The following is an 18823-nucleotide window of genomic DNA, read 5'->3' as shown; positions in this document are numbered from 1 at the left end:
AGGTCGGCAGGTCGGCAGGTCGGCAGGTCGGCAGGTCGGCAGGTCGGCAGGTCGGCAGGTCGGTGTGGCGTGACCTTCGGGTTGTGCAAAGGGGGGTGAGCATCAAGGTTGGACGCCCGCTGGACGGACCGGCGCGTTACTTGTCGGCTTTAGTGCGGCGTGGTGACTTGCGGAGGCGGCAGCAACGGCTGTTGCGGGCTTTTCAGGGACTGGTGGAGAGCATGGTGGAGCTGGACTGCTAGCCAGATGTGCGAGGTCGGGTGTCCGGGCGGGGTGCATCCGCCGCGTAAGGCCGGGTGCGCTATCACGAAGCCGAGGGAAGCAGGGAGCCGAGCGCGGGCACGCGGAGCAACCCACCGATGGCTTGCACATTGGGAGAGGCCGCAAGGCAGAGGCGTGCGCGGAGGAACCCTTCTGATTGGCAAGGAGTATGCGCGTAAGGTCGGGCAGAGCCCCGCGCACACGCGGAGGAACCTGTGGGGATGCCGAGAAACGCCAGCCGTTGAGCCAGAGCCCCGCGCACACGCGGAGGAACCCCCGGCAGCAAGTCGCACACGCGCCGGTTAGGGCCGCGCGCGCGGGAGAACCCCTGCGTCTGGAATGAGCGAAGAGGACCGTACGTCAGAACCGCGCGTGTGCGGAGGAACGCTTCGGTGCTGGGTGGACGAGCAGCGTCGATCCAGAGCCGCGAGCGGAGGAGCCCGGTCTGCGGGTGCGTCGATCGCCCCGCGGGGGTAGGGCCGCGCACACGCGGAGGAACCTGCTTCGTGGATCAGACCGAGGGATATGCAGCCTCAATCCGAGAGAGGCGGATCGGAGCGCGACGGCGTTCACAGGGGAGCCGGGCCGACCGGAGGCATGAGGCCCCCGGCCGCGGGATTTCCGGGAGGAAACCGGGGAGAGATTACCAGGCGGTGATGACCGAGCCGTGGTATTTTTCCTCGATGAAGGTCTTGATCTCCGGCGAGTGGTACGCCTCGATCAGCGCGGGCAGCCAGTCGGCATGTTCATCGGCCCGGCGGACCACGATGACATTGGCATAGGGGCTTTCGGCCTTTTCCCGCGCGATGGTGTCAGTCTTGGGGTTCAGACCGGCAGCCAGCGCGTAATTCGTGTTGATGATCGCCACGTCCGCATCGGGCAGCGAGCGGGGAAGCTGCGCCGCGTCCAGTTCGAGGAAGGTGAACTTCTTCGGGTTCTCCGTCACGTCGAGCACGGTCGGCACAAGGCCCGTGCCATCCGCCAGCTTGAGCAGCCCCAGATCCTGAAGCAGCAGGAGCGCCCGCCCGCCGTTGGTGGGATCGTTCGGGATGGCGATCTTTGCGCCGTCCTTCAGCTCATCGAGCGATTTCAGCTTGCTGGAATAGATGCCCATGGGCGTGGTGATCGTCTTGGCGACCGAGACAAGATCGAAGCCGCGGTCCTTGATCTGGTTGTCGAGATAGGGCTGGTGCTGGAACGAGTTCGCGTTCAGGTCGCCATCGGCCAGCGCCTGGTTCGGCACCACGTAGTCGGAGAATTCGACCACTTCGATGTTCAGCCCCTTGGGCTTCGCGACCTTCGCGACTTCTTCCATGATCTCGGCATGTTCGCCCGGAGACACGCCGACCTTGATGTCGGTGGCGAAGGCGGCGACCGCCGAAAGCGCGAGGGCGGAGACGAAGGTTGTGAGACGCAGCATGGGAATACCTCTTGCGTGTGAAATCAGCGGCCGCGGTTCTTTGCGGCGCGTTTGTCGAGACGGGCGGCGATGAACTCCCCCACCGTCTGCACGAGTTGCACGAGCACGATCAGGATGATGACGACGACCAGCATCACCTCGGGCATGAAGCGCTGATAGCCGTAGCGGATGCCGAGATCGCCCAGACCCTTGCCGCCCACCGCGCCCACCATGGCCGAATAGCCGATGAGGCTGACCACGGCGAGAGTGAGGCCGAGCGTGATCCCCGGCAGCGCCTCCGGGATCAGCACCTTGCGGATGATCTGGAGGGGGGTTGCGCCCATGGCGCGGGCGGCTTCGATCAGGCCGCTGTCGATCTCGCGGATCGCGGTCTCCACCAGCCGCGCGATGAAGGGCACGGCGGCGATCGTCAGCGGCACGATGGCCGCGGTGGTGCCGATGGATGTGCCGACGAGCGCGCGGGTGAAGGGGATGATCGCCACGACAAGGATGATGAACGGCACCGAGCGGGTCGCGTTCACGATGAGCCCCAGCACCCCGTTCACCGCCGGGGAGGACAGGATCTCCCCCCGCCGCGACGTGGCGAGGAAGACGCCGAGCGGCAAGCCGACGAGCGTGCCGAACACGGTGGACATCGCCACCATGTAGAGCGTCTCCAGCGTGGACTCATAGAGAAGGTTGATCAGCACGGGAGACATAGCCCAGCACCTCCGTCAGTAGTCCGTGGGATTCAAGAAAGCCGCGCGATGCCTCCCCCCGCTCCGCCGGAACGGAGACGATGAGGCTGCCGAAAGGATGCGGGCCGATCTCCTCGATCGCGCCGGCGAGGATGTTTACCGGCACGCCAAGCTCCACTGTGAGGCGGGCGAGCATCGGGTCCGTCGCATGGCTGCCGGTGAAGGTGATCTGCATCACCTCCTCCGCCGCGCCGGTTCCGGCGTCGGGCCGGATGCGGTCGGCGATGAATCGGGGCAGGGCGACCCCGGTGATGCCGGTCAGGAAGGAGCGCGTCGTGGCATGGGCGGGGCGGGAGAAGACGGCATAGGTTTCCCCCGTCTCCACGAGGCGGCCCTTGTCGAGCACGGCCACATGGCTCGCGATGTCGCGCACCACCGCCATCTCATGGGTGATGAGCAGGATCGTCAGGCCCAGTTCCCGGTTGATGTCGGAGAGCAGCGCCAGCACCGTGCGCGTCGTCTCCGGGTCGAGGGCGGAGGTTGCCTCGTCCGAGAGTAGCACCTTGGGGCGGGTGGCCAGCGCGCGGGCGATGCCCACCCGCTGTTTCTGCCCGCCCGAGAGTTCGGCGGGATAGCGGCTCCGCTGGTCGCCAAGGCCGACGAGGTCGATCAGCTCATTCACCCGTGGCGCGATCTCTGCGGGACGGGTTCCGGCGATCTCCAGCGGCAGGGCGATGTTGTCGAATACCGTGCGGGAGGCGAGCAGGTTGAAGTGCTGGAAGATCATGCCCACTTCGCGCCGGATCTGGCGCAGCTCGGCATTGCTGGCCGCGCCCACGTCCCGGCCGCCGACCAGCACCCGGCCCGTCGTCGGGCGTTCCAGCCCGTTGACCATGCGCAGCAGCGTGGATTTCCCCGCGCCGGAGCGGCCGATGATGCCGGTGATGTCGCCGGGCGCGACGGTCAGGCTCACGTCCTCCAGTGCGGTGACGGTCCCGCTGCCGCGCTTGGGATAGGACTTGCCGACCGCGTCGAACACGATGGCGGCGCCTGCCGCTGTCGTGCTGTCTGCCGGGTGGTCGGTCGGTGCCATCGCTGTTCCCTTCGGGTTTCGGACTGTCCGGCCATCAGCCGGTCGGCGGGGGATAGATCGTAACTCCTCCCGCTGCAATGCCGGGCAGGGCCGAGGCGCGACGGACGGACGGGATGCCGCGGGGAGAACGGGCGCGTTTGCCCCGCCCCGGCCCGATCCTGTCGCGACAGGGCGGGGGCCACGGGAAACAATGTTCGCCGCGGGAGGGGAAGCGGCAAACGTCATCATTTTTTACCATCCGGTCCGCTGGCCCGCGCCCCGCCGTATCTTCCCCTTCACATGCAGTGCCGCGGCCACGACGCAAGGGTTCGTGCGCTGGAATGCGAATGAATTGTCGCAGGCAGGCCGCGCCGCGCTACTCTCCAACAGAGCCTACTTTCCAAGGACAAGCCGCAGAGGGCGCGGCGCTGACGAGGGACTGACACAGCATGGCCGCATCCGTGCCCCTGCTCCGGCGACTGACCCGGACGAAAAGCATCGACCCGACCATCGACGGCGAAAAGACAGGGTCCGAACATCTCGGGCGGTCCATCACGCTCTTTCAGCTCATCATGTTCGGGGTGGGAGCGACCATCGGCACCGGGATTTTCTTCGTGCTGAGCGAGCAGGTGCCGGTCGCCGGGCCTGCCGTGCTCATCTCCTTCCTGCTGGCGGGCGTCACCGCCGGGATGACGGCGCTCTGTTATGCGGAGATGAGTTCGATGATCCCGGTGTCGGGGTCGTCCTATTCCTATGCCTATGCGACCCTCGGCGAGGGGACCGCCTTTCTGGTGGCCGCCTGTCTGGTGCTGGAATACGGCATCTCCGCCTCTGCCGTGTCGGTGGGGTGGAGCGAGTATCTGCACAACCTGATCTGGAACGTGACGGGTCATGAACTGCCGCGCTGGATGCTGTCGGCGCCGCTGGTGGCGGATGGCTATGACCTGCGCTTCGGCGGCGAGGGGCTGATCAACCTGCCCGCGGCCGTTCTGGTGTTTCTCTGCGCGCTGCTGCTGGTCCGGGGGGCAAAGGAATCGGCGCGGCTCAACGCGATCATGGTTGTCATCAAGCTTGGCGTTCTGGTGCTTTTCATCGCCATCGCGCTGACGGCGTTCAACGCCGACAACATGACCCCCTTCGCGCCCCACGGCTTTGGCGGGATCAGCGCGGCGGCGGGTTCCATCTTCTTCACCTTCGTCGGGCTGGATGCGGTTTCCACCGCGGGGGAGGAAGTGGAGAACCCGCGCCGGAACCTGCCGCTGGCGATCATCTGCGCGCTGCTGATCGTGATCACCTTCTACGTGCTCGTCGCCTTCACGGCGATCGGGGCGCAGGCTCCCGACCAGTTCGAGGGGCAGGAAGCGGGGCTGGCGCTCATCCTTCAGAACATCACCGGATCGCGTGTTCCGGCCATCGTGCTGTCGGCGGGGGCGGTGATCTCCGTCTTTTCGGTGACGCTGATCGTGCTCTACGGCCAGACGCGGATCCTGTTCGCCATGTCGCGGGACGGGATGCTGCCGCCGATCTTCCACCGCGTCGATCCGCGCACCATGACGCCGGTGGCCAATACCTTCATCGTGGCCACGCTGGTGGCGCTGGTCGCGGCGTTCGTTCCCGCGGCGGTGCTCTGGGACATGACGAGCATGGGCACGCTGATCGCCTTCACGGTGGTGTCGCTCGGCGTCATTATCCTGCGCTACCGAAACCCCCATGCGCCGCGGGGGTTCAAGGTGCCGTTCTTTCCCGTGCTGCCGATCCTGTCCATCTGCTGCTGCCTTTACCTCATCGCGAACCTTTCATGGATCGTGTTCGAGCTGACGGCGATCTGGGGGACGCTGGCGACGATCTTCTACTTCACCTATTCCGTCCGCCATTCGCGGTTGGAGCGCGAGCAGCAGGGGACGGAGACGGGAGAATGATGCTTCTCGTGGGTCTTTCGGCCGATGACGGCGGGCGCGAGGCGCTGGGGCTGGCGGGCATCATGGCACAGGCTTCCGGGGGGCGGATGGTCGTCTGCACGATCGCGGCAGAGGGCTGGACGACGCCCTCATCCGCGCGGGTGGATTACGAATACGCCCGTTTCCTGCGCGAACATGCAGACCGCACCCAAGAGGCGGCGCGCGCGCTTCTCCCCGAGGGGCTGGAAGCGGAATTCGTCACGCGGACCGCTCCCTCCGTCGCCAAGGGCCTGCTGGCTACGGCGGGGGATATCGGCGCGGACTACGTGGTGCTGGGGTCTGCCGCCTCCGCCCCGCCGGGACGTTTCGCAGAGGGTCCGACGGCGACGGAAGTGCTGCACGGGGCGGGCGTTCCCGTGGCGCTGGCCCCGCGCGGCGGGCTTGCACCGGGTGTCGCGCTTCGGCGCGTGAGTTGTGCCGTGCCCGCGACGGAGGCCGCCCATTCCATCGCGGAGCGGGCGGGCGTGGTGGCCGCGGCGCTGTCGCTGCCGCTCCGTGTGCTGACTTTCGTGACGCGGGCGAACCAGATGTATCCGACGGGGGCGGGCTATCACGCGGAGCACCTCGTCAGCGGGGAGTTCCGCCGCCATGCCGAGGCGCTTCACGCAGCGATCCGGGAGCGCTGGACATCGCCCGTGCCGCTGGAGACGCGGATCGGGCGCGGGGCGGGCTGGCAGGAGGCGCTGGACGACGTGGGCTGGGAGGAGACGGAACTGCTGGTCATCGGGTCGAGCGTGTATGGGCCGCTGCTGAAGGTCTTCATCGGGTCGAATTCGGGGCGGCTTGTGCGCCTTGCCCCCGTGCCGAGGGTGGTGTTGCCGCGCTGGATCGCGTGAGCTGCGCTGGCGGTTCCCCTGCCCTGCGTTCCGGTCAGCGCGAACTCAGCGGACGGCGCGTGGAGAGCAGCAGATTGGTTTCGCTGGTGGTCACGCCTTCGATACGGCGGATGCGGGCGATGACCTCATCCAGCTCGGCCAGCGTCTCCGTGCCGATCTCCGCCACGATGTCCCAGCGCCCGTTGGTGGAGTGGACGGCCTGCACCTCCGCCATGCCGAGGAGCCGCCGCGTGATCCGGTCCGCGCCGCGCCCCTCGATCCCGATGAGCATGAGGCCCCGGACAGGCGCCTGCGTGACATCGGCCCGCGTGAGCACCGTGAAACCGGCGATGTCGCCCCGCGCCACCATGCGGTCGATCCGCGCCCTCACCGTCGCCCGCGACAGGGTGAGCGCCGCGGCGATCTCCGAATGCGAGGCGCGCCCGTCGCGCCGGAGCGCCGCAAGGATATGCTGGTCGATATCGTCCATGCCCATACTGGCGATTATAGTAATCAAGATGGACAGTTGTGCACGCGTTTCGCGCAAATTTACAGCGGAAATTGCCATCACCCCGTTACCATATACAGAAAAGCGGAAGGAGACTGCTCGTGGCGAAACCCTGCATCCTGATCGGAGCGCCTATCGACAGCGGACAGAAGAACGCCGGTTGCCTGATGGGGCCGGCGGCCTATCGCGTCGCGGGCATTTCCCGGACGCTGGAGGATCTGGGCCGGACCGTGGTGGACCGTGGCGATGTCGTTCCCGCCGCGCCCGCGCCGGTCAGCGTGGCCAATGCCGCCGTGCATTCCCTGCCCGAGACGATCGCCTGGACCGCCGCGCTTTCCGCCGCGGTGGAGGAGGCGATGGGCGAGGGCTTTCCCATCGTGATGGGGGGCGACCATTCGCTCGCGCTCGGATCGGTGGCAGGGGTCGCCGCCCATGCGAAAGCGGCGGGGCGGCCGCTGTTTCTGCTGTGGCTGGATGCGCATTCGGACTTTCACACCCTGGAGACGACCGAGTCGGGCAATCTCCACGGCACGCCGGTGGCCTATATCGCCGGACGTGACGGGTTCGGGCCGTTCCCGCCGTTCCCGGCGCCCATTCCGGCGGAGCGGATCTGCCTGTTCGGCATCCGCTCTGTCGACCCCGCGGAACATGCCGCCCTCCTCCGGCATGATATCGCGATCAACGATATGCGGGTGCTGGACGAGCGGGGCATCGTGGCGCCGCTGTCCGAGTTTCTGGACCGGGTCCGTGCGGAGAACGGGCTGCTCCATGTCTCGCTGGATGTCGATTTCCTCGACCCCTCCATAGCGCCCGCAGTCGGCACTACGGTTCCCGGCGGCGCGACCTTCCGCGAGGCGCATCTCGCGATGGAGCTGCTGCATGAGTCGGGCCTCGTGACCTCGCTCGACCTTGTCGAACTCAATCCTTTCCTCGATGACCGGGGCCGCACGGCGCGGCTGATGGTCGATCTCGTCGCCAGCCTCATGGGTCGGAAGGTGTTCGACCGCCCGACCCGCAGTTTCGGATGATCTGACATGACCCTTGCTCCCTCTCCCCGCGCGCTCGTTCCCTTTGTCTCCGTGGCCGACATGATGCGGCTCGTCCATGCCATCGGCGTGGAACCGATGCTGACCGGCATCGCCGGGACGATCGAGGAGGACTTTCGGCGCTGGGAGGGTTTCGAGCGGACGCCGCGTGTGGCCAGCCATTCGGATGTGGGGGTGATCGAACTCATGCCCACGTCCGACGGCGAACTCTACGGGTTCAAGTATGTCAACGGCCATCCCAAGAACACGCGGGAGGGCCTGCAGACGGTGACCGCCTTCGGGCTGCTGGCGAAGGTCTCCAACGGCTATCCCGTCCTGCTGTCGGAGATGACGCTGCTCACGGCGCTCAGGACCGGGGCGACATCGGCGGTGGCGGCGAAGTATCTGGCGCCGAAGGGCGCCCGGACCATGGCGATGATCGGCAACGGGGCGCAATCGGAGTTTCAGGCGCTGGCCTTCCGGGCCGTGCTCGGCATCGACACGCTGCGGCTTTACGACATAGACCCCGCGGCGACGCGGAAGTGCCGTGCCAATCTGGTGGAACAGGGCTTCCACGTTACTGCCTGCGATACGCCGGAGGCGGCAATCGAGGGCGCGGAGATCATCACCACCTGCACGGCGGACAAGCAATATGCGACCATCCTGACCGATAACATGGTCGGCGCGGGTGTGCATCTGAACGCCATCGGCGGAGATTGTCCCGGCAAGACGGAACTCCACCGCGACATCCTGCTGCGCTCCGACATCTTCGTGGAGCACCCGGAGCAGACGCGGGTGGAGGGGGAGATCCAGCAGCTCGACCCGGACCACCCCGTCACCGAGCTGTGGCAGGTCATCACGGGCGCCGCGCCGGGGCGCCGGGAGGCCGCGCAGATCACGCTTTTTGATGGCGTGGGCTTTGCGATCGAGGATTTCTCGGCCCTGCGTTACGTTTACGAGAAGTCGGGCGCGCTTGGGATGCGGCAGGATCTGGACCTGCTGGCCGATCCCGACGATCCGCGCGATCTTTACGGGATGCTGATGCGGAGCCGCTAATCCGCTCCGCTACTCCTCAGCCGTTGTCTCCGCCCGGTCATCACCGCTGAAAAGCGACCAGACCGCGATGAAGAGCGCGGCGATCAGCGGGCCGATGACGAAACCGTTCATCCCGAAAAGTGCGAGCCCCCCCAGCGTCGAGACCAGCACCATGTAGTCCGGCATCCGCAGATCCTTGCCCACCAGCGGCGGCCGGAGCAGGTTGTCCACCAGCCCGATGACGAAGACGCCGACCCCAACCAGCAGCGCTCCTTTGAGATAATCTCCCGTCATGAAGAAATAGACGGCGACCGGCCCCCAGACGAGTGCTGCCCCCACCGCGGGCAGGAGCGAGAACACGGCCATCACCACACCCAGCAGCAACGCGGCCTCCACCCCCATAAGCCAGAGCGTGACCCCGCCTATCACCCCCTGAACGAGCGCGATGATGAGGTTGCCCTTCACCGTCGCCTTCACCGCAGAGGCGAAACGGCTGCCGATATATTCGGTGTGCTTGGGATTGAGCGGGCTGGAGCGGCGGAGCTGGCTGACGATTTCCGGCCCGTCGCGGAACAGAAAGAACAGGACGTAGAGCATCACGCCCAGGCTCACCGTGAACTGGAGCGTGTCCTGCCCGATGGAGACCAGACGGGTGGCGATGGTCTGGCTCGCGCTGGCAAGGAAGGAGGTCACGCGCTGCTGGATGTCCTCCAGGCTGCCGATCTGAAGTCCTTCCAGCGCCCGGTTGACGAAATCGGGCATGCTTTCGCGGAAAGTGTTGAAGACTTCGCTGAAATCGATCTGCTGGCTGGACAGCCGCTGGTAGAGGCTGGCCGCCTCCGCCGCCAGAAGGCCAAGGATGATGACGCCCGGAATCACCACGATGCAGACGCAGACGAGCAGACTGCCCAGAGCGGCATAGCCGCGACGCTGGTTGAGCTTCGCCGTGAGCCAGCGTTGCAGCGGATTGAACAGGATGGCGAGGATCACCGCCCAGAGCACCGCGCCGTAATAGGGCAGGAGGAGCCAGGCGAAGGCGATGGTGACAAGGACGATCAGGGTGACGAAGCTGGCCCGCTGAACGGACGGCGGCGTCATCGTCCAGCCCTCGTCTGGCGGTGCATTCGCCTGTCAGCGGCTGCCGCGATCCGATCGCCGTTCGTCATCTCTGTCCCTCGCGTTTTGCTTGCCATGCAGGATAGCGCGATCCCGCCCGCGAGAAAGGCCGTCAGGCGACGGGTTCTTCCGCGAGGGCGAGGGCGAGGCCATCCACCACCGCCGTAAAGGCATGCGAGCGTTCGATGCGGGCGGCGGGGCACAGGCGGCGGGCCTCCTCCGCCACAAGGCGCATGAGGCTGGAGCCGCCGACGAGGATGACGGTGCCGACGCTTTCCGGCGCAATGCCGACAAGATGCAGCGTGTCTGCCGCGGCTCTGGCCAGTTCGGCGCGGTGATTTTCGAGCGCCTTGTCCAACGAGGCGCCGGTGACCACGGGGGCAAGGCCGCGCTCGATCATGCCCATGGCGATGACGCCCGCACCCTCCGGCCCGTTTGCGGCGATCTTGCCATGCTCCACCGCGAAGGCGAGTTCGTGGCCCAGCTCCTCCTCCAGCACAGCAGAGAGACGCTCCAGTTTCTCCGGCTCCGTCGCGAGACGGACCATCCGCGCGACCTCCCGGCGGTTCTCCGGCGTATAGACGAAGGGGATGCGGCTCCACGTCGCCAGATCGACATAGAGCGCGTTCGGCATGGGCAATGTGCCCGGTCCGATCTCCCGCCGCAGGCTGCTGCCGTGGCCGAGTTCAGGCATCGCATGGGAGAGCGAGACGGATTCGTCGAAATCCGTGCCGCCGAGCCGGATGCCGTGGCTGGCAAGGATGCGGAGCCTTCCACCCTCCATCCGGTAGACGGAGAAGTCGGACGTGCCGCCGCCGATATCGACGACCAGACCGACCTTCCCCGTGGCGCCAAGCCCGTGGCTGGAGAGCGCCGCGGCCTCGGGTTCCGGCATGAAACGGACGGAGGTGAAGCCCGCCGCGGCATAACAGGCCGCGAGGTCGGCCTCCGCCCGCGCGTCACGGTCGGGATCGGCGGTGTGGAAATGAACGGGCCGCCCGGAAAGCGCCGCGTCGAAGGTGAGACCGGAGATGGCCTCCGCCCGCTCCTTCACGGTCGAGAGGAAGGCGGTGACGACATCGGCCAGCGTGCGGCGCCGCCCTCCGATGAGCCGGGAGTCATGGAACAGCGCGGTGCCGAGGACGCTTTTCAGCGCGCGCATGTAGCGCCCCTCCTCCCCGGCGATCAACGCCTCGCCCGCCGCCTCGCCGATCTTCATCGCGCCGCCCCGCGCGGGAAAGAACACGGCGGTGGGCAGGGTGTCGCTGTCCGCTTCGAGCGGCAGGCGGCGCAGCCCCTCCGGCGTCAGGATGGCGACGGCGGAATTGGATGTCCCGAAGTCGATGGCAAGCGTCGGCATCTCTGTCTCCCGTGGCGGCGCGAAGGAGGGGAGGTATCAGAGAAGCCGGAGCGGGTTCAACCGCAGATCCCGTCAGCGCCAGGCAAGGAAGCGCTTCTCGATCAGGCCGATGACGAAATTCACGATCAGCCCCATGAGCGACAGGATCGTGACGCCGGCAAAGAGCTTCTCCACATCGTAGAGCGACCCGGCTTCGAGGATATAGGAGCCGATGCCGTATTGCGCGCCCAGCATCTCCGCCGCGACCAGCAGAATGATGGCGATGGAGATGGATACCCGAAGCCCCGAGAGGATGGCCGGGAAGGCGCCCGGCAGCACGATCTTGCGCACGATCGACCACCATGACAGGCCGAAGCTCTGCCCCATGCGGATGAGCGATCGGTCCACGTTGTCCACCGCCCCATAGGTCGCCACCACCGTGGGAGTGAAGGTGCCGAAGGCGATCAGCGCGTATTTCGATGTCTCGTCGATGCCGAACCAGATCACGAAAAGCGGGAGCAGGGCGATCTTCGGGATCGGGAACAGCGCGGCCACCAGCGGGACCAGCCCGGCGCGGACATAGCTGAACAGCCCGATCATCACGCCGACGGAAACGCCCACGACGATGCCGAGGCTCGCCCCAACGAACAGACGGTGGAGCGAGGGCAACAGGTGACGCCAGAGGTTTCCGCTCTGCCACAGTTGCACCAGCGTCTCCAGCACCGCGGAGGGCCGGGGCAGGGTGAGGCTGGAGATGACGCCCGTGCGGGTGCCGACTTCGGCCAGCACGAGGATGAGCGCAAAGAGGGCGAGCGCCACGCCGCGCACCGGCATGGGCGCGAAGCCGCCGCCGCGAAACGGGACGGGCCGGGTCTCTGCCGCCGCAGTGCCGGAGCGGCCCGGGATCGCGGTTGGCGTATCGGAGCCCGCGCCCGCCGTGGCAGTATGAGGCGCAGGTTCGGAGGATGTCGCGGCCTGCAACGCGGCGGCGGAGGGCGCGTCTGTCCGTGCTGCTGCGGGCAAAAACACTCTCGGCGCGGATGCGGGCTGCGGGTTCGGGGCGCTGTGGTCGGTGGCTCCGTCGATGTCAGGCATCGGCACGGCCGTCGGGCGGCGGGTCGGATCAGCCATTGACCAGCTCCTTGTCAGCGGCGGCGGCCTCATCGCGCATGAGCGACCACAGCTGTTGTTGCTTCGCCTCCAGCGCGGGATCGCCCAAGCGGCGGTCAGCGAGGGGGGTGTCGATCTCCACGATCTCCCGGATCCGGCCGGGGCGGCGGGAGAGGACGACGACCCGGTGGCCGAGCCGCACCGCCTCGTTCAGGTTGTGCGTCACGTAAACGGAGGTGAAGGGCTGGCGTGTCCAGAGCGTGACGAGATCGTCCATCAGCAATTCGCGCGTCTGGCTGTCGAGCGCGGAGAGCGGCTCGTCCATCAGCATGACGGCCGGGCGGACGGCCAGCGCCCGCGCGATGGCGACCCGCTGGCGCATCCCGCCGGAAAGCTGCTTCGGCAGCGCCTTGCGGAAATCGCTGAGCCGGGTGCGGGCGAGCACGTCGGTCACGATCTCCTCCACCTCCCGGCGGGGCAGGCGATGATCCTCCAGCACGAGGCGGATGTTGCCCTCCACGCTCCGCCACGGCAGCAGCGCGAAGTGCTGGAACACGTAGGTGAGGGGGTTCAGCGATCCCGCGGGCGGCGCCCCGATCTGGAGCACCTGCCCGGACGTGGGCCGCTCCAACCCGCCGAGGAAACGCAGAAGCGTCGACTTGCCGCAGCCGGAGGGCCCGATGAGGCAGAGGATCTGTCCCTCCGGTATCTCCAGGGAGATGTCGCGCAACACCTCCACCGGCCCGTAGGAATGGCTGATCTGGTCGAGCTTCAGGTCCATGGCAGGTCAGAGCGTCTTGACGTAGCTGGTATCGAACAGCTGCGCTTCGGTCACGGTGTCTTTGACCATGCCCTCCGACCTGAACCAGTTGAGCTGTTCCACGCAGCTTCCGAGCGAGAGCGCGAGACCCGGGTTGATCCGCATCGCGCCGTCGATCAGGTTCTGCTTCGCCGTGTCGAACGGGCTGTCGCTTTCCACATATTTGTGAACGATCCGGGCCAGCGCGTCGCGCTCCTCCTCCGTCGCGGTATTGTCCACGAAGGCCGCGTTGTAATCGGCGATCGCGCGGGAATAGGCGGCGACGAAAGCCTCCGTCATCGCCCGCTCCTCCGCCGCGTTCCGGGTGGAGGTGAAGGCGGTCGTCACCTGATAATCGGGCGCGTAATCGGAGACGAGGCCGATCTGCTGGGCCGCATTCTCCCGGATCATCTTGCGCGCGACGTTCGGCTGAATGGCCCAGGCGTCGATCTGCCCGGTGGAGAGCGCGCCCACGATGGCGCCGAGCTTCTGGAGCGGGCGGAGCTGGATCTCGTCCATCGGGATGTTGTTGGCCTGGGCGATCTTGTGCGCCATGAAGTGGAAGGACGACCCCGCCGTGGTGATGCCGAAGCTGTGGCCCCCGAGCTTGGAAGGATCGGTCAGCCCTGCCTCATGCGCCTTGTTGGAGGCGAGGATGACGTTGCCGACAAGGCCCTTCTCCTCCGACAGCGCGCCGCCGATCACCTTGATCGCGTCCTTCTCGGCAAGGCTGATGAGACCGCCGCTCATCGCCGTGACGCCGAAATCGGCATCGCGGGAGGCGATGGCGACCGCCATGGGCTGCGCCGCCTCGAAGAATTTCAGCTCGATGTCGAGCCCCGCGTCCTTGTAGTAGCCGCGCTCGAAGGCGATGAAGCTCGGCGCGTGGCTGGCAAGGTGCAGGACGGCAAGATTGCGCGTCTGGGCTGCCCGCGCGGGCAGGCCGACCGCTGCAGCGGTGCCAAGCGCGCCCATGCCGATCAGCGTCTGGCGGCGGTTCAGGGTGATGGTCATCGTCTCTCCTCCTCCGGTCGTGTCGCGCGGGGAGGTCTTCCCCGGCACGGGTCGCGCGCCGCGCCTCGTCGCGGGGCCAGAGGCACGGGGGAGGGCGCAGCTTGCGTTCCCCATGCCCTCCTGCGGCAGAGAATGCAATGCCCATTGGCTTTTCGCGGGTGCAAGGCGCGGTCTCGGCTACTGTGCGGCTTGCCTTCGTGGGGCTGCGGCGGCACTGTCGCCCGACGCCGGAGGGGCGGATGCGAGAGGGGGACAAGCCGATGAAAGCCGTTGGATACCGGGAGCCGGGCGCCATCGACCGGGGGGACGCGTTGCAGGATATCGAGCTGCCCCGGCCCGTACCTGGCCCGCACGATCTGCTGGTGGAAGTGGCGGCGGTCTCCGTCAACCCTCTCGACACGAAGGTGCGGCGGCGGGCCGGAGCCGGGGGCGACGGCTGGAAGGTGCTGGGCTGGGATGCCGTCGGCCTCGTGGTGGAGACGGGGGCGGCCGTCACCGCCTTCAAACCGGGGGACGAGGTCTGGTATGCCGGCTCCATCGCCCGTCAGGGGAGCAACGCGGAGTTCCATCTGGTCGATGAGCGTATCGTTGGGCGGAAGCCTTCCAGCCTGTCGATGGCGGAGGCCGCGGCGCTTCCGCTGACCGCGATCACGGCGTGGGAGATGCTTTTCGATCGGCTGGACGTGCGCCGTCCCGTGCCGGGGGCGGCGCATGCCATCCTCATCATCGGCGGGGCAGGGGGCGTCGGCTCCATCGCCATCCAGCTGCTCCGCGCGCTGACGGATGTGACGGTCATTGCCACCGCCTCCCGGCCCGAGACGCAGGACTGGGTGCGGCAACTCGGCGCGCACCACGTGATCGACCACCGCCAGCCGCTTGCCCCGCAGGTGGAGGCACTGGGGATCGGCGCGCCTGCATGGGTCTTCTCCATCACCCAGAGCGGCGCGCATGCGGCGGAGGCGGCAGAAGCCATCGCGCCGCAGGGCCGCTACGGGCTGATCGACGATCCGGCCGGGTTCGACATCCTGCTGTTCAAGCCGAAGGCGGTGTCGGTCCACTGGGAATCCATGTTCGCGCGCGCCGTCTTTCAGACGCCGGATATGGGGGAGCAGGGCAAGCTGTTGACGCAAGTCGCCGACATGGTGGACGCCGGTCGCCTTCTCACCACGGTGACGGAGGTCATGCGACCGATCAACGCTGCCAATCTGAAAGCGGCACATGCCAAGATCGAGAGCGGCACCGCGCGCGGCAAGATCGTTCTGGAGGGATTTTAGCAGGCTGCTGGAAAACGCTTTCAGGTCTGCATTGAGGCGAAGATCATTCGCATCTGACGAAATACAGCCGGAAATTGACGCGGTTCTGGTCATCCGGGAGCCGATTTGCCAGTTTCCAGAGTATGACAGTCAGGACTTTTACGGCAGCCTGCTAGAGCCTGTTTCGGGGCAGCGGACTGCCTTCAGGCCGGGCCGAACTCGGCTGCGCCCGCCTGCTGCCACCCCGGGGAGGAGCGCGCCGCTTCCCGGGGCCTTGCAGGAGGAGCGCGAGTGCTCAACCGCCTTCCCGTTCCGATTGGACGCGCTGCGTGTTTGAAGGATGCTGCGGGGTTCCGGGAAGCACGGTTGCTGTCTGAAGCGGGCTTAACAGGCTGCGGAAACGGCTTTCCAATTCTGCGATGGCGCTGAAATCGTTCGCGAGGTGACCAATCCGGCCGAAAATCCATTCATTTCCGGCGAACGCGGGCCGACCTTCCGGTTGCCGGGCATGGCGCTTCAAGTCTTTTTCCCCTTTCCACATACCAGAAAATCCACCGCCGCCGGGCAGGACAGCTTCCGGCGGACTCGGGTCGGCCACATCCTCTCGTGTCCTCAATTCGGTGATCCGCGCGAGGGCAATCCGCGAGGAGCGGCTTGTCATCGAAACGCCTTTGTATCTGTGGCGCGCTGGCGCAGCCCCTCCCGGGGTCCGGCGCAGGAGACTGGCGCGAGTACGCTCGCCCCGCATGGGCCGCGTGGAAGGGGTAGCCGCCAAGGGCTGCGGCGGGACGGGCGGACGGAGAATCATCGGCGGGGGCGCGCGCCGGGTCAACCCTTGCGGGTGGTGCAACCCTGAACTGGCGTGCGGCGAGGGCGTGCCGTTTTCAAGGCGGATCGCCGCGCGGTGCTCCTGTCGCGCGCGCAGCGGGATCCCTTCGTCATGGAGCGACGGTGGCGGTTGTCATGAGGGCCCCTTGCGGCGGCGCTTGGCGGGGTTATGGTCATCGCACCCGCAGGGCTGCGGGATCCAACGGGGGCCAACCATGACAGACGCCATTCGCCGCGTGCCGCATTGCAGCCACTGGGGCACCTATTCGATCCTTGTAGATGGCGGGGTCGATGATGGGCGCATCGTGGGGGTGGAACCTTATGGCGACGATCCCTCGCCCTCGCCCATCATCGCCTCGGTGCCGGACTGGGCAAAGCCGGAGCGCCGCATCCTGCGCCCCATGGCGCGGGAGGGCTGGCTCGCGGCGAAGCGGGCGGGCCGGGTTCCCGATGGTCTCGGGCGCGGAAGCGAGCGGTTTGTGCCGCTGGACTGGGACGAGGCGCTGACGCTTGCCGCCGGAGAGATCGACCGGGTGCGGCTGGACCATGGCAGTGACGCGATCTTTGCGGGTTCCTATGGCTGGACATCCTGCGGCCGCTTCCACCATGCGCCGAGCCTGCTGAAGCGGATGCTGAACCTCGTCGGCGGCTACACGGGGCATGTCGATACCTACTCTGTCGCGGCGGGGCCGGTGATCCTGCGCCATGTCCTCGGCTCGGAAGATGCCTGCGCGGGCAGGGCCAACACGCTGGACAGCGTGGCGGAGCACACAGAAACGCTCGTCGTCTTCGGCGCGCTGACGCCGCGGACGGCACAGAACGAAGCGGGCGGCATCGGCGCGCACCGGCTGGAAGGATATCTCGCGCGGATGGTCGAGCGGGGGGTGCGGATCGTACTCGTCTCTCCTTCCCGCGATGATCTGCCGGCCTGGGTGCCCGCGGAATGGTGGCCGATCCGGCCCAATACCGATACCGCGCTGATGCTGGGCCTGGCGGGGGAGATCGTTCTGGCGGGGGGCGAGGACAGGGACTTCCTTGCCCGCGCCACGAGCGGGTCGGAGGTCTATCTCGATTATCTGAAGGGCGCGGACGGCGTGCCCCGGAATGCCGAATGGGCGGGCGCGATCACCGGCTTGGACGCGGGCGCGATCCGGGCGCTGGCGGCGGCGCTTCCGCGGACGCGGTCCATGCTGACGGTGAGCTGGTCGCTGCAACGCGCGCATCATGGAGAGCAGCCGTTCTGGGCGGCGCTGGGGCTGGCGGCGGTCATCGGACAGATCGGATTGCCGGGGGGCGGGGTCGGCTATGGCTACGGCTCGCTCGGGGGGGTAGGCGCGCCGTTTGCCGTCTCGCGCTCGCCCGCGATCAGCCAGGGGCGCAAGCCGAACACGAGCTTCATCCCGGTCGCGCGGATCACCGATCTGCTCGAAAAACCCGGTGAGCCTTTCGACTACGAAGGCCGGTCCTATCGCTACCCCGAAACGCGGTTGGTGTTCTGGGCGGGTGGCAATCCGTTCCACCATCATCAGGACCTCAACCGGTTGGCGCTGGCCTGGCAGCGGCCGGAAACGGTCATCGTGCAGGATCCGATGTGGACGGCGACCGCGCTCCGAGCGGATCTGGTGCTGCCGGCAACCACCTCCATCGAGCGGAACGATCTGGCGGGCAACCGGCGATCGGACATCGTGGCCGCGATGAAGCAGGCCATCCCGCCGCTGGGCGAGGCGCGGAACGACTACGACATCTTCGCGGCGCTTGCCGGGCGGCTGGGGGTGGGCGCGGCCTTTACCGAAGGGCGGGACGAGATGGCTTGGATCCGGCATCTCTATGAGGAGGCGCGCGCCGACGCGGCGACCCGCTTCGGCCACGAAATGCCCGGTTTCGACGCCTTCTGGGAAGCAGGAACCACCAGCGTTCCCGTGCAGGCGGACCATGTCTATCTCGCCGCGTTCCGCGCGGATCCCGAGACGCACCGCCTGCCCACGGAGAGCGGACGCATCGTGCTGGGGAGCAAGCGGCTCGCCGAGCTTGGCTACGAGGATTGCCGCTCCCATCCGGCTTGGCTGCCGCCTGCCGAGTGGCTTGGGAGCGGAACGCAAGGCTTTCACCTGATCTCGGGCCAGCCGGAGGGGCGGCTGCACAGCCAGCTGGAAAGCGCTGCCGCCAGTCGCGCTGGGAAGCGGTCGGGGCGCGAGCGGATGCGGATCCACCCCGAGGACGCGGAAGCGCTGGATATCGGCGATGGCGACGCCGTGCGCCTGTGGAACGCGCGCGGCGCCTGCCTTGCCACGGCGGAGGTGACGGAGCGCATCGCGCAGGGTGTCGTCTTCCTGCCGACCGGCTCCTGGCTCACGTCGCCGGATGACGGGCCGGAACTGTCGGGCAATCCCAACGTCCTGACGCTGGACATCGGCACGTCGCGCTTCGGTCAGGGCTGTTCGGCACATACCTGTGTCGTCAGGGTGGAGCCTTATCGCGGCAATGCGCCCGACCCCGCCGAGACCTATCTGGAGGAGCTGCGTCGCCGGACGGCGTAGAGAACGCTGGTTCCTCCCTTGCGCAGGCAGGGCAGGGGAGCGAGGCGTTCGGTTGC

At 67.3% G+C, this 18823-nt stretch carries 16 protein-coding genes; 6 read left to right on the top strand and 10 right to left on the bottom strand.

Annotation, left to right across the window (positions count from 1 at the left end; genetic code table 11):
- Positions 1-904 precede the first annotated feature (904 nt).
- The 3 genes from RT513_RS09315 to RT513_RS09305 are packed head-to-tail and all read right to left on the bottom strand — an operon-like array spanning position 905 to position 3451.
- On the bottom strand, positions 905-1681 hold the full coding sequence (locus RT513_RS09315) for a MetQ/NlpA family ABC transporter substrate-binding protein (protein WP_290691545.1): 777 nt from the start codon (positions 1679-1681) through the stop codon (positions 905-907).
- A gap of 23 nt (positions 1682-1704) precedes the next feature.
- On the bottom strand, positions 1705-2379 hold the full coding sequence (locus tag RT513_RS09310) for a methionine ABC transporter permease (RefSeq protein WP_290691542.1): 675 nt from the start codon (positions 2377-2379) through the stop codon (positions 1705-1707).
- Positions 2348-3451, bottom strand: coding sequence for a methionine ABC transporter ATP-binding protein (locus RT513_RS09305; RefSeq protein WP_290691540.1), 1104 nt, complete (start codon positions 3449-3451; stop codon positions 2348-2350). Before RT513_RS09305 ends, RT513_RS09310 begins: the two co-directional genes overlap by 32 nt.
- Before the next feature lie 428 nt (positions 3452-3879).
- Here RT513_RS09305 and RT513_RS09300 point away from each other — a divergent pair, with 428 nt between their 5' ends.
- Positions 3880-5349: an amino acid permease gene (locus RT513_RS09300; protein WP_290691537.1), complete on the top strand. Its 1470-nt coding sequence runs from the start codon at positions 3880-3882 to the stop codon at positions 5347-5349.
- Positions 5346-6224 (top strand): universal stress protein, encoded by an 879-nt coding sequence (locus RT513_RS09295; protein WP_290691535.1) that lies wholly within the window; start codon positions 5346-5348, stop codon positions 6222-6224. Before RT513_RS09300 ends, RT513_RS09295 begins: the two co-directional genes overlap by 4 nt.
- A 34-nt stretch (positions 6225-6258) precedes the next feature.
- Here the strand turns inward: RT513_RS09295 and RT513_RS09290 are convergent, their stop codons facing one another.
- On the bottom strand, positions 6259-6693 hold the full coding sequence (locus RT513_RS09290; RefSeq protein ID WP_088214174.1) for an Lrp/AsnC family transcriptional regulator: 435 nt from the start codon (positions 6691-6693) through the stop codon (positions 6259-6261).
- 119 nt (positions 6694-6812) lie between these two features.
- On the opposite strand from RT513_RS09290, the gene rocF reads away from it, so the two are divergent.
- Positions 6813-7739, top strand: a complete 927-nt coding sequence (gene rocF, locus RT513_RS09285) for an arginase (protein WP_088213950.1) — start codon at positions 6813-6815, stop codon at positions 7737-7739.
- 6 nt (positions 7740-7745) lie between these two features.
- On the top strand, positions 7746-8792 hold the full coding sequence (locus RT513_RS09280) for an ornithine cyclodeaminase (protein WP_088213951.1): 1047 nt from the start codon (positions 7746-7748) through the stop codon (positions 8790-8792).
- 9 nt (positions 8793-8801) lie between these two features.
- On the opposite strand, the gene RT513_RS09275 is transcribed toward RT513_RS09280, so the two are convergent.
- The 5 genes from RT513_RS09275 to RT513_RS09255 all read right to left on the bottom strand — a co-directional run bounded on the left by RT513_RS09275 (position 8802) and on the right by RT513_RS09255 (position 14149).
- On the bottom strand, positions 8802-9869 hold the full coding sequence (locus RT513_RS09275; protein WP_290691529.1) for an AI-2E family transporter: 1068 nt from the start codon (positions 9867-9869) through the stop codon (positions 8802-8804).
- A gap of 130 nt (positions 9870-9999) precedes the next feature.
- Positions 10000-11247, bottom strand: a complete 1248-nt coding sequence (locus tag RT513_RS09270) for an Hsp70 family protein (protein WP_290691527.1) — start codon at positions 11245-11247, stop codon at positions 10000-10002.
- Between the two features lie 72 nt (positions 11248-11319).
- The gene (locus tag RT513_RS09265) at positions 11320-12060 is read right to left on the bottom strand and encodes an ABC transporter permease (protein ID WP_290691578.1); all 741 of its coding nucleotides are present in this window, start codon (positions 12058-12060) and stop codon (positions 11320-11322) included.
- A 289-nt stretch (positions 12061-12349) separates the two neighbouring features.
- Positions 12350-13117 carry an ABC transporter ATP-binding protein gene (locus RT513_RS09260; protein ID WP_088213954.1) on the bottom strand — a complete coding sequence of 256 codons (768 nt, stop codon included), beginning with the start codon at positions 13115-13117 and terminating at the stop codon, positions 12350-12352.
- A gap of 6 nt (positions 13118-13123) precedes the next feature.
- Complete coding sequence (locus RT513_RS09255; RefSeq protein WP_290691525.1) at positions 13124-14149, bottom strand: ABC transporter substrate-binding protein; 1026 nt, start codon at positions 14147-14149, stop codon at positions 13124-13126.
- A gap of 260 nt (positions 14150-14409) precedes the next feature.
- On the opposite strand from RT513_RS09255, the gene RT513_RS09250 reads away from it, so the two are divergent.
- Complete coding sequence (locus tag RT513_RS09250) at positions 14410-15423, top strand: zinc-binding alcohol dehydrogenase family protein (RefSeq protein WP_290691575.1); 1014 nt, start codon at positions 14410-14412, stop codon at positions 15421-15423.
- A gap of 274 nt (positions 15424-15697) precedes the next feature.
- Here the strand turns inward: RT513_RS09250 and RT513_RS09245 are convergent, their stop codons facing one another.
- Positions 15698-16063, bottom strand: coding sequence for a hypothetical protein (locus tag RT513_RS09245; protein ID WP_290691523.1), 366 nt, complete (start codon positions 16061-16063; stop codon positions 15698-15700).
- Positions 16064-16445: 382 nt separating this feature from the next.
- Between RT513_RS09245 and RT513_RS09240 the strand changes: the two genes are divergently transcribed.
- On the top strand, positions 16446-18767 hold the full coding sequence (locus RT513_RS09240) for a molybdopterin-dependent oxidoreductase (RefSeq protein WP_290691521.1): 2322 nt from the start codon (positions 16446-16448) through the stop codon (positions 18765-18767).
- The last annotated feature ends 56 nt before the right edge of the window (positions 18768-18823 follow it).

Origin of the sequence: Haematobacter sp., assembly GCF_032102465.1 — a bacterium.
In the GTDB taxonomy this organism is placed as follows: domain Bacteria; phylum Pseudomonadota; class Alphaproteobacteria; order Rhodobacterales; family Rhodobacteraceae; genus Haematobacter.
This window is presented reverse-complemented; position numbering and strand designations above follow the sequence as displayed.

Excerpts from the sequence above, each read along its gene's own strand:
- RT513_RS09315 (WP_290691545.1), bottom strand. The coding sequence starts at position 1,681 with ATGCTGCGTCTCACAACCTTCGTCTCCGCCCTCGCGCTTTCGGCGGTC.
- RT513_RS09310 (WP_290691542.1), bottom strand. The coding sequence starts at position 2,379 with ATGTCTCCCGTGCTGATCAACCTTCTCTATGAGTCCACGCTGGAGACG.
- RT513_RS09305 (WP_290691540.1), bottom strand. The coding sequence starts at position 3,451 with ATGGCACCGACCGACCACCCGGCAGACAGCACGACAGCGGCAGGCGCC.
- RT513_RS09300 (WP_290691537.1), top strand. The coding sequence starts at position 3,880 with ATGGCCGCATCCGTGCCCCTGCTCCGGCGACTGACCCGGACGAAAAGC.
- RT513_RS09295 (WP_290691535.1), top strand. The coding sequence starts at position 5,346 with ATGATGCTTCTCGTGGGTCTTTCGGCCGATGACGGCGGGCGCGAGGCG.
- RT513_RS09290 (WP_088214174.1), bottom strand. The coding sequence starts at position 6,693 with ATGGACGATATCGACCAGCATATCCTTGCGGCGCTCCGGCGCGACGGG.
- RT513_RS09280 (WP_088213951.1), top strand. The coding sequence starts at position 7,746 with ATGACCCTTGCTCCCTCTCCCCGCGCGCTCGTTCCCTTTGTCTCCGTG.
- RT513_RS09275 (WP_290691529.1), bottom strand. The coding sequence starts at position 9,869 with ATGACGCCGCCGTCCGTTCAGCGGGCCAGCTTCGTCACCCTGATCGTC.
- RT513_RS09270 (WP_290691527.1), bottom strand. The coding sequence starts at position 11,247 with ATGCCGACGCTTGCCATCGACTTCGGGACATCCAATTCCGCCGTCGCC.
- RT513_RS09265 (WP_290691578.1), bottom strand. The coding sequence starts at position 12,060 with ATGCCGGTGCGCGGCGTGGCGCTCGCCCTCTTTGCGCTCATCCTCGTG.
- RT513_RS09260 (WP_088213954.1), bottom strand. The coding sequence starts at position 13,117 with ATGGACCTGAAGCTCGACCAGATCAGCCATTCCTACGGGCCGGTGGAG.
- RT513_RS09255 (WP_290691525.1), bottom strand. The coding sequence starts at position 14,149 with ATGACCATCACCCTGAACCGCCGCCAGACGCTGATCGGCATGGGCGCG.
- RT513_RS09250 (WP_290691575.1), top strand. The coding sequence starts at position 14,410 with ATGAAAGCCGTTGGATACCGGGAGCCGGGCGCCATCGACCGGGGGGAC.
- RT513_RS09245 (WP_290691523.1), bottom strand. The coding sequence starts at position 16,063 with ATGACAAGCCGCTCCTCGCGGATTGCCCTCGCGCGGATCACCGAATTG.
- RT513_RS09240 (WP_290691521.1), top strand. The coding sequence starts at position 16,446 with ATGACAGACGCCATTCGCCGCGTGCCGCATTGCAGCCACTGGGGCACC.